At 58.0% G+C, this 12,584-nt stretch carries 13 protein-coding genes and 1 pseudogene; 7 read left to right on the top strand and 7 right to left on the bottom strand.

The window, feature by feature from the left end:
* Nucleotides 1–28 precede the first annotated feature (28 nt).
* Complete coding sequence (locus AV929_RS19970; protein WP_196220011.1) at nucleotides 29–454, bottom strand: ribbon-helix-helix domain-containing protein; 426 nt, start codon at nucleotides 452–454, stop codon at nucleotides 29–31.
* Between the two features lie 231 nt (nucleotides 455–685).
* Here AV929_RS19970 and AV929_RS19965 point away from each other — a divergent pair, with 231 nt between their 5' ends.
* The 3 genes from AV929_RS19965 (at nucleotide 686) to AV929_RS19955 (ending at nucleotide 3,223) form a co-directional block, all read left to right on the top strand.
* Nucleotides 686–2,041 (top strand): sulfatase, encoded by a 1,356-nt coding sequence (locus AV929_RS19965; protein ID WP_050038345.1) that lies wholly within the window; start codon nucleotides 686–688, stop codon nucleotides 2,039–2,041.
* Nucleotides 2,042–2,161: 120 nt separating this feature from the next.
* Nucleotides 2,162–2,596, top strand: coding sequence for a universal stress protein (locus AV929_RS19960; RefSeq protein WP_064289090.1), 435 nt, complete (start codon nucleotides 2,162–2,164; stop codon nucleotides 2,594–2,596).
* A gap of 429 nt (nucleotides 2,597–3,025) precedes the next feature.
* Nucleotides 3,026–3,223, top strand: a complete 198-nt coding sequence (locus AV929_RS19955; protein WP_014031089.1) for a heavy-metal-associated domain-containing protein — start codon at nucleotides 3,026–3,028, stop codon at nucleotides 3,221–3,223.
* Between the two features lie 109 nt (nucleotides 3,224–3,332).
* On the opposite strand, the gene AV929_RS19950 is transcribed toward AV929_RS19955, so the two are convergent.
* Entirely contained in the window at nucleotides 3,333–3,596 is a 264-nt protein-coding gene (locus AV929_RS19950) for an MTH865 family protein (protein WP_014031088.1), read from the bottom strand.
* Nucleotides 3,597–3,657: 61 nt separating this feature from the next.
* Nucleotides 3,658–3,870, bottom strand: coding sequence for a hypothetical protein (locus AV929_RS19945; RefSeq protein ID WP_014031087.1), 213 nt, complete (start codon nucleotides 3,868–3,870; stop codon nucleotides 3,658–3,660).
* A 226-nt stretch (nucleotides 3,871–4,096) separates the two neighbouring features.
* Between AV929_RS19945 and AV929_RS19940 the strand changes: the two genes are divergently transcribed.
* Nucleotides 4,097–5,287 carry a PQQ-binding-like beta-propeller repeat protein gene (locus AV929_RS19940; protein ID WP_014031086.1) on the top strand — a complete coding sequence of 397 codons (1,191 nt, stop codon included), beginning with the start codon at nucleotides 4,097–4,099 and terminating at the stop codon, nucleotides 5,285–5,287.
* A 48-nt stretch (nucleotides 5,288–5,335) separates the two neighbouring features.
* Complete coding sequence (locus tag AV929_RS19935; protein ID WP_230458923.1) at nucleotides 5,336–5,920, top strand: hypothetical protein; 585 nt, start codon at nucleotides 5,336–5,338, stop codon at nucleotides 5,918–5,920.
* 41 nt (nucleotides 5,921–5,961) lie between these two features.
* On the opposite strand, the gene AV929_RS19930 is transcribed toward AV929_RS19935, so the two are convergent.
* The gene (locus tag AV929_RS19930; RefSeq protein ID WP_064289089.1) at nucleotides 5,962–7,260 is read right to left on the bottom strand and encodes a DUF6498-containing protein; all 1,299 of its coding nucleotides are present in this window, start codon (nucleotides 7,258–7,260) and stop codon (nucleotides 5,962–5,964) included.
* A 319-nt stretch (nucleotides 7,261–7,579) separates the two neighbouring features.
* The gene (locus AV929_RS21580; protein ID WP_129756327.1) at nucleotides 7,580–8,056 is read right to left on the bottom strand and encodes an SHOCT domain-containing protein; all 477 of its coding nucleotides are present in this window, start codon (nucleotides 8,054–8,056) and stop codon (nucleotides 7,580–7,582) included.
* A gap of 266 nt (nucleotides 8,057–8,322) precedes the next feature.
* Between AV929_RS21580 and AV929_RS19920 the strand changes: the two are divergent.
* Nucleotides 8,323–8,517 (top strand): annotated as a pseudogene (locus tag AV929_RS19920) (DUF393 domain-containing protein); the annotation flags it as partial.
* An 893-nt stretch (nucleotides 8,518–9,410) separates the two neighbouring features.
* On the top strand, nucleotides 9,411–10,169 hold the full coding sequence (locus AV929_RS19915) for a creatininase family protein (RefSeq protein WP_044952791.1): 759 nt from the start codon (nucleotides 9,411–9,413) through the stop codon (nucleotides 10,167–10,169).
* A gap of 254 nt (nucleotides 10,170–10,423) precedes the next feature.
* On the opposite strand, the gene AV929_RS19910 is transcribed toward AV929_RS19915, so the two are convergent.
* Both AV929_RS19910 and AV929_RS19905 read right to left on the bottom strand, forming a co-directional pair.
* Nucleotides 10,424–10,867, bottom strand: coding sequence for a MaoC family dehydratase (locus AV929_RS19910; protein ID WP_064289088.1), 444 nt, complete (start codon nucleotides 10,865–10,867; stop codon nucleotides 10,424–10,426).
* Between the two features lie 207 nt (nucleotides 10,868–11,074).
* Complete coding sequence (locus tag AV929_RS19905) at nucleotides 11,075–12,490, bottom strand: sodium-dependent transporter (RefSeq protein WP_064289087.1); 1,416 nt, start codon at nucleotides 12,488–12,490, stop codon at nucleotides 11,075–11,077.
* Nucleotides 12,491–12,584 lie beyond the last annotated feature (94 nt).

The following is a 12,584-nucleotide window of genomic DNA, read 5'->3' as shown; positions in this document are numbered from 1 at the left end:
GAGCCGAGTATCGGCTCCGGGAAACGACCTATTCGTCTTCGGTTTCGCGCTGTCGGTAGGGTTCGAGCAAGTCGTCGAGGAGCAAACAGCGGGGGTCAGTGACGGGGTACGCAGTGTCGATGTACTCCTCTGCCGTCTCGATGTCACCGCGGATCGCGAACTGCCGGACGCGCGCCGCGTTTTCGTAGAAGTTCTCGTTGATCTCCGGCGACATCTCGGCCCCGCTGGAAGCCGGCTGGTGCTGGAAGACCTCTTTCTGTAGCTCGTCGAAATCAACCATCTCGGGCTCGTAGTCCTCGATCTCCGAAAGGACGTACTCGACAGCGAAGCGTTGAAACTCGGACTTGTTCGAGAAGACACCCTCCGCTACCATCTCCTCGACGCAGTCCATCACCGTTTCGGGAAACCGGACCGTCGATTTGACCACGTTGTTGGTATCAGACTGTCGATCCATATAAAATATACTCACGCGAGGCCCGACCCAGTGCGTCTTGAGAGCATAGCGTAGCTCCAGCAGCGACGAACTACCTCGAAGTGGTGAGAATATCGCGAGCGTCTTGTATCGCAGCGAGAGACAAATCAGACGCGTACTGGTAGAAGATCTCGGTGCTGGTCACTGGTGCTGTCGTGAAAGATAGCGGTTACAGAACATACTTTTGCCGTGGATACCTTCTAAAGCCTGACAATGGGTCGCCCGAACGTGTTACTCGTCGTTCTTGATTGTGTCCGTGCGGCGAACACCTCGCTGTTGGGTCATCGACGCAGAACCACCCCCTTTCTCGAAGCGTTCGGTCGTGAGGCGACGGTGTACACGCAGGCACGGACAACCGCGAGCTGGTCGTTGCCGGCTCATACGAGCCTGTTCACCGGAGTTCCGGCGGAGGGCCACACGCTCAAGATTACCGAACGGCTGCAGCCCGGCCAGACGATCTTTGATTTCCTCCACAAGGAAGGATACGAAACTGGCGTATTCACCGAGAACCCGTATCTCACCGTTCATCCATCCGGGCTCAGCGACAGCTTCGAGACCGTCGTCACGGAACGGCCCGATTCAACAGACGTTGACGACCCGTCCGAAACCCGCAACGGTGTCGACGGCTTCTGGTACGCCGACGAGCTGACTGAGTGGGTCGACGAGCAAACTGAGTCCTGGGCCGCGTGCCTCAATCTGATGGACGCGCACATGCCGTACGCGACGCGGGACGCCTACGACGAGTGGGGCGCGGACCTGTACTGGGGAATGCACGACGAACTCCCGATCAAGTGGGAGTGGAGCGTCTACGGAGAGCAACTCCCGCCGGGCGTCGGACAGCTGCTCGAACCGCTGTACGACGGCGCGATTCGACAGACTGACGCTATTCTGGAGCAGGTGATTGGTGACCTGGAAGCACGCGGCGTTTTAGACGACACGCTGGTCGTCATCACGGCGGACCACGGTGACGGATTCGGAGAACCCCCACAGGCCGCCACAGAGCCACCCGCGGTCATGCACGGGATGGGCACGCAGGAGGAACTGTTTCACGTCCCACTCGTCGTCCGAGGTCCGGGGCAGACCGAGGGGCGGCGAATCGAGTCCCTGGCGACGCTGTCGCGGTTTCCTGACGCCGTGTTGGCTGCCTTCGACGGGGAAGTGGACGACTCCGGGTGGTTCGTCGCACCAGACGGGCAGACGACTGCGTACCAGGCACCACCGACCGGGCAGACGGCAGAGTACGCCGAGCAGTACACTGACGAGCCGGACCGGTTCCAACAGCCGGCGTCGCTCGTGTACCAGAACGGACCCGGTGACACCGTATACAAGCGCGCAGCGTGGGGAGCGGATGAGTACGAAGCGGTCGTGCGGGGCCGGCGGTCCGAGCCCAGCGACGGCACACCTATCGATCGCCCACCGTCAGACGTTGTCGCTGACTCCGCAGAGCAAAGTGAGACACTCGACATCACCGAACTCGCTGCCGGGGAGGACGAAATGGCAGAATACGATATCGATGGCTTCGACGACGTCGACCTCGAGTCGCGGTTGGAGCGACTCGGCTATCTCTAAGTCGGTGCCACGCAGGCCTGCACCGAGCATCGTCCGCCACAATCGTGGTACGGCTGCCGTGTTTGCGATGCCTGAACAGAATCGAAAGGGATGTTTGTGACAACTTGATTTGTACGAACGATGTATAGCGATATTCTCGTTCCAACGGATGGGAGTGCGTCAATGAAGCAGGTACTGGAACACACAATCGACATTGCCGACGGGCGGGACGTCACCGTCCACGCGCTGTATGTCGTCGACGACCGAGCGTTCCTGTCGATGGATGACGAGATGCAGGACGAGGTGCTAGAGAACCTGCGAACGGAGGGCGAAGAGGCCACGTCGGTCGTCCGAGACACGCTGGAACAGGAAGGAATCGAGGTCTCGACGGCTATCCAGCGGGGCAAACCAGCAGACCGCATCGTATCGTACGTTGCTGACGCCGACATCGACCTGGTTACGATGGGAACGCAGGCAGACAAGTACGAAAAGAACATGCTCGGGAGCACAGCGCAGAAGGTCGTCACGAAGTCGTCCGTTCCGGTACTCACTGTTGACGTTTCCGAGTCGGACTAGGTGTGTAGTCACACACTGGCCGCAAGCAGTTCTCCGGCGGTAGCGATTGTTACGGGCTCGACGGACCGTGGTGCGACTTGAGCAGGCCAGAACAATCCCATCACCCGTCGCTCTTGGACTAGACCCGCTGCCAATCGGCTGTGAGAGCCACAGACACGCCTCGACGGTACTTACTGTCGGTCAGAACCGGATACTGAGATGAGTTCCGCTATCGGCGAGACTGGCCGAGCGCTGCTGGACGTAAATCTGGAACGGTTCGATACTTCTCTGTGTTGAGTATAGATCCAAGTATTGATAATAATCTCATATAGAAGCACTATGTATTGAATTGTTGAAACTAACTATACTTATCCAGATGTCACTATTAGGTGCTGTTCTGGCGGCTAAGTCGTAACCCAGAAGTTCTGCGCATCCTTCGTCAAAACTGCTATGTCTACGACGTTGACCGTCGAAGGGATGAGTTGTGGTCACTGCGAGCAAACCGTCGAGGAGGCCATCGAGGCGCTCGCTGGTGTCCAAGGCGCTGAAGCCGACAAAGACGCCGAGCAGGTGTCTGTCGACGGCGACGTCAGCACAGAACAACTCATCGCCGCTGTGGAGGACGCGGGGTATGACGCAAAGGCCTGAGGCAGTCCCACCGCGAATACTGTTGTAGCTGTTGTCGACACGACTTCGTTAGCTACTGCTGAGTAGCGACTACCCATCACGCAGTCAGGCGGTGTGAGGAAAGTCCCGCTCAGTCAAACAGCCCCTCTTCCCGAAAGCCAACCATCAGATCGTCGATAAGGGCTGCAGCTGTCTCGTAGGGATAGTCCTGATACTCAGCGTATTCTGTGCCAAAATCCATCACCCCCACGCTGACGTCCCCTGCTTCGAACGTCGTACTTGGGCCGTCCGGCAGAACTGGCACCAGCTCCATCGGTTCCTCGACGGGGTATTCGGCGCTGGTGAAAACTGCCTCTAATTCCGCTCTAAGCTGTTCGGCAGTGTCTTCTGTCATAGTGGAGACTTGGTTGAGAAAGACAAAAGGCTTGTTCTGTGACAACGGTAGGAGTAGCGGATCACTCGGTATAGCCGAGGTCGCGGAGGTTTTTCAGGATCTCTTCGTCTTCAACGGCAGTATCGATGGCTTCGTCCACGATATCCTGTCGCTGTTGCACTACTTGGAGAAGCTGTCGCGCACTTCTGAGTTTGTATCGGACATCGGGGTCGTCCACGTCGTCGAAAGCGCCCTCCAGCAGTTCGTCAATTGTGGCGAGTGTCGTTTCAGCCATAGAACCGCTATTGGGAGTGATTTACTAAGTTTTGCTGGATTTGCCCGTGAAGTGAGCCTTGATTAATAGGAGAGAGTCTCCCACACTGTTGCTCAGAGTGTGTGTGAGTCTTCTGGAAAACCGGAAGCTGAAATTCTTGCATATTGAGATATCATATTAACATTTTTTATTGAGCTATCGAAATGAGCAGTCGATGCCCTCCACGTTGCGGCGGACATTCCTCGGAATGGTCGCCACTGGATCAGTCGCCAGCATCGCTGGCTGTTCGTCGTCGTGCCCTGACGACGGCGCACCAGACCCATCGCATACAGTTGACCCGGGAGTCAACAGCGCCGGCTTCGAGACAGTGCCCGACGGCTCGTGGCCGTTGCCGCGGTTTGACACGACGAACACAGGCTATGCGCCGGTCGGGATGGAAACCACGACGCCGTCGGTCAGATGGCACGCAGATATTTCAACATCGTCTGGTGGCGGTGAAACCGCCGGTGCAAGCGCGGGGGTTGTCGCCGACGGAACTGTCGTGCTAACGACAGCGACCGGTGTCGTCGCCCTATCGCTCCGTGACGGCACAGAACAGTGGCGGCGCGATCTCACACCGGCGACAGTTCCGTCAGTGGTCGACATTGGAGACGAACCAGCGCCGCCGGTAATATCCAACAGTCGCGTCTTTCTCGCGACAGCGGACAGTGTCACTGCACTTGAAATTGGAGATGGATCTGTTGCGTGGCGAAACACCGACACGGCCGGGGCAGGCGTTCCGACAGTGACTGATGACGCCCTGTTCGTTCCCACGACTGACGGGGTAGCGAGATTTGCGACCGACGACGGACGCCGGCAGTGGACGGCGACCGCCGACGGGACGAGGCTGGCCGCAGCCGACAGTACCGTCGTCATCGCCGGTGAGAAGATAACGGCAGTGGATGCCGCAGCCGGCGAGGTCCAGTGGGAACACTCGGACCGACCTTCGGGATACCCCGTCGTCTCTGACGGGACCGTTTATGTGAGCGGTACGTACGGCGACCTGATAGGTCGGTCACTCACCGACGGGACCGAGCAGTGGCGTCTCGACGACAGACGGTCACTCGAATTTCCGGTCGTGACGCCCGATAGCGTGTACGCAATCGAGCGCCCCGGTGAGTCATCCAGCGCGACGTTCGCCTTCGACCGCGTCGATAACGGGCCACCGAAGCCCCGGTGGTGCTCCGAAATCAATATCGGTGGCGCGGTGACTGCCGCGGCTGACGACGCTGTGTTCACATTCCAGAGTGACGATGGCCTCACCGCGTTCACCACGCGCCTCGGCGAGGCAGTATGGCAGTATCCGGCCGAGTATCAGGCTGTCTCACTGGCGGTACTCGATGGCGGAATCGTGAGCGTGTCGCCGGACGGAACCGTCGTGGCTCTCGGAGGTGAGTGATCCGCTATGTGGCGTCGCTCATATCGGCTCGCCGGTCCGATCCTCGGTTTGAGTGCAGTCTGTCTGCTCATCACCGCGGTGCCGCTCGAACTCTGGCCGACACCGCGGCCGGGTGATTCGTATGTGTTCAACCCACCGGCGTTTAGCGCAATTTGGGTACAACGGACGCTCAGGCCGGGACTCATCATAAGCGCGAATGCGCTGCTGTTAGTCGGGCTGAGCACAGTACTCAGGCGTGACAGCGCGTCGATGTCTCGCTTGCAGCGCGCGTTCGCATTCGGCGCTCTCTTTGGGACTGGCGGCTGTGTGCTTGGAACGCTGTTGTTCACCACAGCCGGCACAAACGATATCGGGAGAGAAATAACCGCCTTCCTCATCTGGGCTCTTGCGATCCCGTTCGTAATCCTGGGACTCGTCGGCTGGGGCATCGGCTACCTGCGGGCAGACAGTACTCGACTCGGTGCCGCCCTCACTGTCCCACCAGTACTCGCTGTTGCGTACATCGGTCTCTCGATGGCAGGTGTCGACTTCTCACCCGTTGGCAGGCTGCTGTTGATTATCCCGACGAGTGGCATGGCGCTTGTCGTCGGCTACGACCTGTGGACCGACAACACCGTCTCCGAGGAAAGATAACGGGGCCAACGGCGACCTGTTCCAGACAACGAACAGCCGACTCACCCAAGTAACCCAGCCCGACCAGGGATTACCTGTTCTGAACGCTCGGGTTGTCGGTCAAACACCGCGACGACCGAGGCGGCATCGGGTAGATGTGGTAGTATATACTCCCCCTCAGCGTGTTCGATAGTAACCGTCTCTGTTCCGAGCAGCGAATCGAGCGGCGTCTGCTCGACGCGGAGGCCACTTTCCTCCCACGACTCGATGCGCCAGAGTGCCGTGCCGAACAGACAGTCATATGCGACGAGCGCACCAGCGTCAGGGTCAATCCGGTATTCGATTGTCCCGTATCGCAATAGCTGATCGAGACACAGCAGGAGAGCCGGGATGCTAACGCTTGCGAGAACGATCACGGCGACGATGTCCCACGCACTGCCAATTGCAAACAGGACCGCAACGAGCAGCCCCATGCCACCGAGAAACAGGCTTCCTGGGTGATACGGAAACCGGAGGAGGCCGCCGATGACCCGTCCCCAGCAAACTGGACGCACCCGCTCAGGTGCATCAGTGAGCGTCCCGTCGACGGAGCGAGCCTTCGGCGGGGCCGTTTGCCAGCCGTATTCCTCATCGTATGTCTTGAAATAGACGACAAGACGGTCGCTGTAGACGCCCAGGAGGTCGGACGTGAATTTGAAACAGACGACCATGAGTAGCAGTGGCAGTCCGACGACAGTCGGATCAAGACTGCCGAGTTCTGCTTCAGGCCCCTCCGTAGCTGCTGTTATCAGTGCCAGCGTGAGTATGCCGCCGAAAAAGACGGTTACGATCCGAGGTAACAGTCCTCGAAACGCCGTCGTCGAGTTGTGTTTCCGATACTCCCCGTTGTAAAAGTAATTCCGTACCGTTGTGATTCCCGTCAGAACGAAAATCCCGATAGTCGCCAGCAGCACACCAGTTACCGTCTCTGTACTGGGTTCCGGCAATGGACCGATGAGCAGGCCCCCAGTAAACAACCAAACGACTGCCAGAATTAGAACGGTAATTGGGAGCGCGAGTAGCGTCGTGAGATAGACTCGTAAACCGGTTCGCGGGACGGAGAGGGCGAACTGTCGTTCCGCCAGCGGGCCCATAAGCAAGGTGCTGGTCTCAATATCCGGCGGGCGACCAGCGAACACTGCCCGAACGAGTGCCCAGACCGAGTCGACGCCGAGCTCGAACCAGTACAGAAACAGCAATGCAGCCGCACTCCAGTCAAACAACCCGACGCCAACGACGGGGAGAGAATTCGAGACGATGGTGCTGAGGAGTTCTGTCCGACGGCTATTCTCCGCGTAGAGAACCCGTCTGGTGAAGGGCATTATCCGTGGTGACGGCTAATGGCATATGAACGAAACGATTGCACGGCCAGCAGTGTGCTACGCTACAAGCGGAGTTTCAGTACGCTGGCGACCTCCTGAATCGCGGATAAGACTGGCTACGCACTGCCATCGAATGGATTATAGAACGCTTCGTATGCACTGTTGGTCTCATCAGGGCTTGCGTGTCAGAGACAGCAGATACGCTCGCATTCCAATTACCGGTCAGAACAGGTCGGTAGCGGTCAGTACAGGCCGTACGCTTGCCAAAGTCTGGGTCCCATCCTGAGCTAACCGCCAGTCTAGTTACACGGAAACTGACTCACCGGCTTTGTTCAGTGTTCAGTTCTGCTGTGGATGGAGAATCAGCGCTGGCCGCGCTATCTACTAAATTGTCAAGCGGTGTCGGTTCTGACTGGTCACGCTGATCAGTGTCTTCGGATTGGAGCAGCGTATTCAACCGATGTTCGAATTCCTCGTCAGTGATTGCCCCCGTTGCGTACTGCTTGCGAAGTATATCGATCGCTGAAGCGGTATCTTCGTCTTCTGTGCCTCGGTCAGTAGTGTTCGATTGCTCACTAAGCGTGTAGAACAGATATATCGAACTCAGAATGAATCCGGACCCAAGGAGGAACGAGATAAACGCACTCGCTGACACATAACTAGGATGGAGGACATAGTTTCCGACTCTGATAAGCCAGCTACTCAGGAATATCACACCGATCACGAAGCCAGATACAGCCAAATTAGCCCGCTTCCGTGGATGTTCGGGAATTAACCGAGCTATCCGATTATACATGACTTCGTTCTGTCCGGGATATCTTTGGAGGACATTCATATCAAAGAACACGTTGTTGATACAAAATGTTTTCTCATACCACCTGATCGACCGGATTGGTGGCTGTGACGATAACGGAGACACGCAGCACAGCCAATGTGACAGTGTAAAATCTGGACCGTTGCTGGGCGGCGTAACAGTCACTCCGGACGTGCTCTGAACGATTGACTCGACCGAGTGTGGTCTCCAATCCAACGATATATTCGGCGAGAACCCCTAATATGTGTATGGCCAGATATGGCTCGGTTCTCAGTTACGACGGGGAGTGTCCGTACTGCTCGGTGGCTGCGAAAGCCCTCGAACAGGTCGAGGATATCGGTGCCATCTCGTGGTATGAAGAGTCGGCCCAGTCGTTTCTGACGGCCCAGTTCGACGACCCACCGTTCGCGATGGTACTGATCGATCAGCCGGCAAAGCAGGTGTGAGCCGCCAGCGCCGGACCTCTCGGTGTGTGTTGAACCCGACCAAGCCTTTCAGGGTGAGTTGCTGGAGATGTGTCGTGACATACGGTTTCGGGGCCGCAAGGCGTACAGAGATTGGGCTGTCGGGACCGCCGTCGCCTCACAGTCTTCGAGTCCTGCCAGAACCTCGTCGTTTGTTAGTGGGTCAATCGCCATACTACCCATTCGGGCTGGCAAGTAACAAGTTCTGGCACTCCGCTTCTGGTATCCTTCTGGAAGGAATGCAGCGTCGGTATGATGGGGACATACCCTTATTTGATTGAATATATAGAAATTCCCGCTATAATTTTTAATCCTGCTCACCATATAGCATTTAATACACTAGTTACTCATCCTATCCGAATTACTTCCCCAAATATTAAGATAGTTCAACACAATACCGAACTACATGAAGAGGCGGTTGCGAAAAGCGCTGGAAACGATACCTCTCTCACGGGATGATAGCACCACAAACCTTGATGCTTGCACAGAATGTGGTGGGCCCTCACTACCCGGTGCTGGCCGCTGCACTGACTGTTTAGAAGCGTAAAGTCATTCATAGTCCTGACGAGACGAAAGCCGGTTCTTCTATAGTAACAATTGAAACGATGTACACACTGATCGCACTGCCGTCGTGCGATCAGGTGTGCGTTGGTTTTCAATGGCTACTATAGTTACTACCCTCAGCGAAGCGGTTCGTAGACAGTATCATCGCGGTCAATATCGAGCAATGACGGCAATATCCGTGACCGTTCGGTTGCAGATGAAAATAATCAGTACAGAGAGCCGAGCCAGCAACAGATCCGCTGCCGACTGATAGGGAATAGTATCCAGCTTTCGACATATATTTATCCGATAGCTATCATCTCTCAGTGATGGCTTCTCGCAGGTCAGTGTGTCTTGAGGAGATGGTATGGCCGGAGATAGAATCTGCCCTCGACAACGGAACACGGACGGTTATCATCGCTGTCGGCTCGATCGAACAACACGGCCGACACCTGCCACTGAACATGGATACGCTGGACGGGGACGAACTCTCGCGCCGAATGGCGGCCGAAATGGGTGATGCTCTTGCCGCCCCCACAATTCGCCCCGGATGTTCGGGACATCATATGGAATTCCCCGGCACAATAACCGTGCCACCCGAGACATTGATGGATGTCATCCGGTCGTACTGCAGATCCCTCGACACCCATGGCTTCGAACACATCGTTCTCGTCCCGACTCACGGTGGAAACTTCGGGCCGGTCAAAACCGTGGCTCCTGACATTGCACGTGAACTCGAAGCCTCGGTGATCCCGCTCGCTGACCTCGACGAACACATGCAGTTGCTGAATGAGGGTCTCAGCAAGGCCGGTATCGAGTACAAACAGGATGTAATCCACGCCGGGGCCGCCGAAACAGCGATTGTGCTGGCCATCGATGAGGGTCTCGTCAGGACGGAGAATATCGAACCCGGGCCTGAAGGTGACATTTCGCCGGCTCGGCTGCTAAGTGAAGGGTTCAAATCAATCACCGAAAACGGTGTCCTCGGTGATCCGACAGCGGCGACCACCGAGGCCGGAGAAGCGATTATCGAGAACGTCGTCGAGGCGTACGTCGAGGCAGTCGAGACCGAACGCAACGCAGTGTAGTCGAAGGCGTGAGAGTGTGTGTCCACTTTGGCGCTGGCTGAGAGAAGACGGATACCAGCAGGCCTCGCCGATGCATACTAGTTTGTGACTACGACTCGAATACACGTCAACACCTGAGTGCGTACGTGGCAATCTCGCAGGCTGTCTCAGATTGTTCCGGTGGGAGCGATGCCGTCTCAGCTATGGGCCAGAACACGGCTAAAAACGAGCGGTCTCCACGTTACTGGCACGTATCCCACAGCTTGGCTGTGTCGTCACTCGTCGGTCTCGCGGCGGATCATGGCTGTCGCCTCGTATGAAATAACCAGTTCGTCGTCCTGATTCAGTCCTTCGTGCCGGGTGGTGATGTACCCACGACTCGGGTCGCTGCCGGAGGGTCGCTTGTCGATGATTTCGGTTCGTAGTCGTAGCGTGTCACCGGGTTGGAGCGGTTGATGCCAGCGGAGATCGTCGACACCGACGCCAGCCTGTGTTGCCATATCCTCGCTGTTCTGGACGTTGAGACGCATACAGATCGCGGCGGTCTGCCACCCGGAAGCGACTAGCCCGCCGAAGACGGAGTCCTTCGCTGCGTCCGCATCGGTGTGGAACGGTTGCGGGTCGTACTTCTCGCCGAATTCTACGATCTCGGATTTCGACACAGTGTATCCATCGGATTGTCGTACGTCGCCAACCGAAACATCCTCGTAAAGTTTCATACGATCATGCACAGGGTGCACAAACAAAAAACCGGCGCGATCACCGACAGAATGCAGTTCCGTGGGTATGGCAGCAATACCGGATTCAGGAATTATTGCGATGCGTTCGAGAGTCGCTGGCGAACAATATGCAGTAAGCCAAAGCGGCGAACAAACCCTCTCGGTGGTGCCGTGCTCAGAATAGCAGCGGAATCAAGCGCGGCGTACTTAGCTCGAACTCAGTCGGTCGCTCCAGTTTCCGCTCGTAACTGCGACGGCGAGGGCAACAGTGCCGACCACAGCGATAAGCGCTCGGCCGCCGAGTCCCAGCGACATCCCAGCGAGCGACGCGAGCGTGTTCGTCAGCAGGAACAGCACGACGACGGGGAGAACCCAACTGACCGTCAGGAGCCACGGCCTGGCCAACCACCCGAAGCTTTCGGTTCCGGCGCGGAACTCCGTCAGCGCTTCCCCGCGCAGTAGCCAGCCGACGATGACGGTGAACGCGAACAGTCCGACGGTCAACATTAAGTCTGCGAGCGTGCCGGAGACGAACTGGAACACCGGGCTCGTGAGTGCCAGCCCGCTCCCGGTGGCCGCAAGCAGGACCGAGACCAGGACCGTTGCCCGGCGTCGCGGAACGCCGAAGCTATCGACGAGCGTGGCGACCGGCGTTTCAAGCAGGCTGATACCGCTGGTCACCGCGGCCATCAACACCGTCGCGAAAAACGCCGTCGCGACGAGTTCCCCGCCCGGAAGCGTCGCAAAAGCCGTCGCGAGCGCGACGAACAACGCGCCAGGGCCGCCCTGTCCGGGGTCGACACCCTGGGAAAACAGCAGCGGAATGACGACCAAGCCGGCGAGGACACCGATGAACGTGTTCGAGACAGCGATGACCAGCGTATCTCGCGGAAGGGATGCGTTGTCGTCGAGATACGAGGCGTACGTCAGCATTACCCCAGCGCCGAGCGAGAGCGTGAACAGCGCCTGGCCCGCCGCTGGCCCGATAACGCTCAGGAAGTTGGCGGCGAGATACTCGGCGTCGAAGCTGAGATAGAACGCGTAGCCGGCGGCCGTACCCGGCTGGGTGGCCGTCCATACCGCGAGGCCGAGCAGGATTAGCACGACGCCGGGCAGCATCACCTTCGAGACGCGTTCGATACCGTGGCTCACGCCGAAGAAGACGATCCCGGCGACGCTCCCGAGAAACAGCAGGTGAAAGGCGACCGCTTCGAGGCCGAAGCTCATTGCCCCGAAGTACTGCTGGGGCTGCCCGAAGTACGCCCCGACCGGCGAGACCAGGGTGTAGCGAAGGATCCACCCGCCGACGACAGAGTAGAACGAAAGGATGACGAGCGTCGTGAGGACGTTGAACGCGCCCAGCCACGACCCCCAGCGGGAGCCGGTGAGCGAGCGAAGCGCCGCGGTCGGCGTCTGTCGGCCACAGCGTCCGAGGACGAACTCAGCGAGCAGTCCCGGGACGCCGATGCCGACGACGACGAGCAGGTAGACGATGAGGAACGCGCTGCCACCGTTCCCGGCGGTCAGCCACGGGAACCGCCAGATGTTCCCGAGGCCCGCGGCACCGCCGACGGCGGCCAGCACGAAGCCGAGGTTCGATATCCATGAATCACGATCGGACATTCGTGTACACGTCTGTACAGTGGGTACTCAAATCCCTGTTGATTCGGTTGCTTGCCCGTGATTATGAAGTTATCAGATAGACAACAGCCGGGCC

It is taken from the genome of Haloarcula sp. K1 (genome assembly GCF_001647155.1).
Classification (GTDB): domain Archaea; phylum Halobacteriota; class Halobacteria; order Halobacteriales; family Haloarculaceae; genus Haloarcula; species Haloarcula hispanica.
Note: the sequence above shows the minus strand (reverse complement) of the source record. Positions and strands in the feature narration are given on the sequence as shown.

What these genes read in the sequence shown, in the direction of transcription:
- AV929_RS19970 (WP_196220011.1), bottom strand. Translation starts at nt 454, where the DNA reads ATGGATCGACAGTCTGATACCAACAACGTGGTCAAATCGACGGTCCGG.
- AV929_RS19965 (WP_050038345.1), top strand. Translation starts at nt 686, where the DNA reads ATGGGTCGCCCGAACGTGTTACTCGTCGTTCTTGATTGTGTCCGTGCG.
- AV929_RS19960 (WP_064289090.1), top strand. Translation starts at nt 2,162, where the DNA reads ATGTATAGCGATATTCTCGTTCCAACGGATGGGAGTGCGTCAATGAAG.
- AV929_RS19955 (WP_014031089.1), top strand. Translation starts at nt 3,026, where the DNA reads ATGTCTACGACGTTGACCGTCGAAGGGATGAGTTGTGGTCACTGCGAG.
- AV929_RS19950 (WP_014031088.1), bottom strand. Translation starts at nt 3,596, where the DNA reads ATGACAGAAGACACTGCCGAACAGCTTAGAGCGGAATTAGAGGCAGTT.
- AV929_RS19945 (WP_014031087.1), bottom strand. Translation starts at nt 3,870, where the DNA reads ATGGCTGAAACGACACTCGCCACAATTGACGAACTGCTGGAGGGCGCT.
- AV929_RS19940 (WP_014031086.1), top strand. Translation starts at nt 4,097, where the DNA reads ATGGTCGCCACTGGATCAGTCGCCAGCATCGCTGGCTGTTCGTCGTCG.
- AV929_RS19930 (WP_064289089.1), bottom strand. Translation starts at nt 7,260, where the DNA reads ATGCCCTTCACCAGACGGGTTCTCTACGCGGAGAATAGCCGTCGGACA.
- AV929_RS21580 (WP_129756327.1), bottom strand. Translation starts at nt 8,056, where the DNA reads ATGTATAATCGGATAGCTCGGTTAATTCCCGAACATCCACGGAAGCGG.
- AV929_RS19915 (WP_044952791.1), top strand. Translation starts at nt 9,411, where the DNA reads ATGGCTTCTCGCAGGTCAGTGTGTCTTGAGGAGATGGTATGGCCGGAG.
- AV929_RS19910 (WP_064289088.1), bottom strand. Translation starts at nt 10,867, where the DNA reads ATGAAACTTTACGAGGATGTTTCGGTTGGCGACGTACGACAATCCGAT.
- AV929_RS19905 (WP_064289087.1), bottom strand. Translation starts at nt 12,490, where the DNA reads ATGTCCGATCGTGATTCATGGATATCGAACCTCGGCTTCGTGCTGGCC.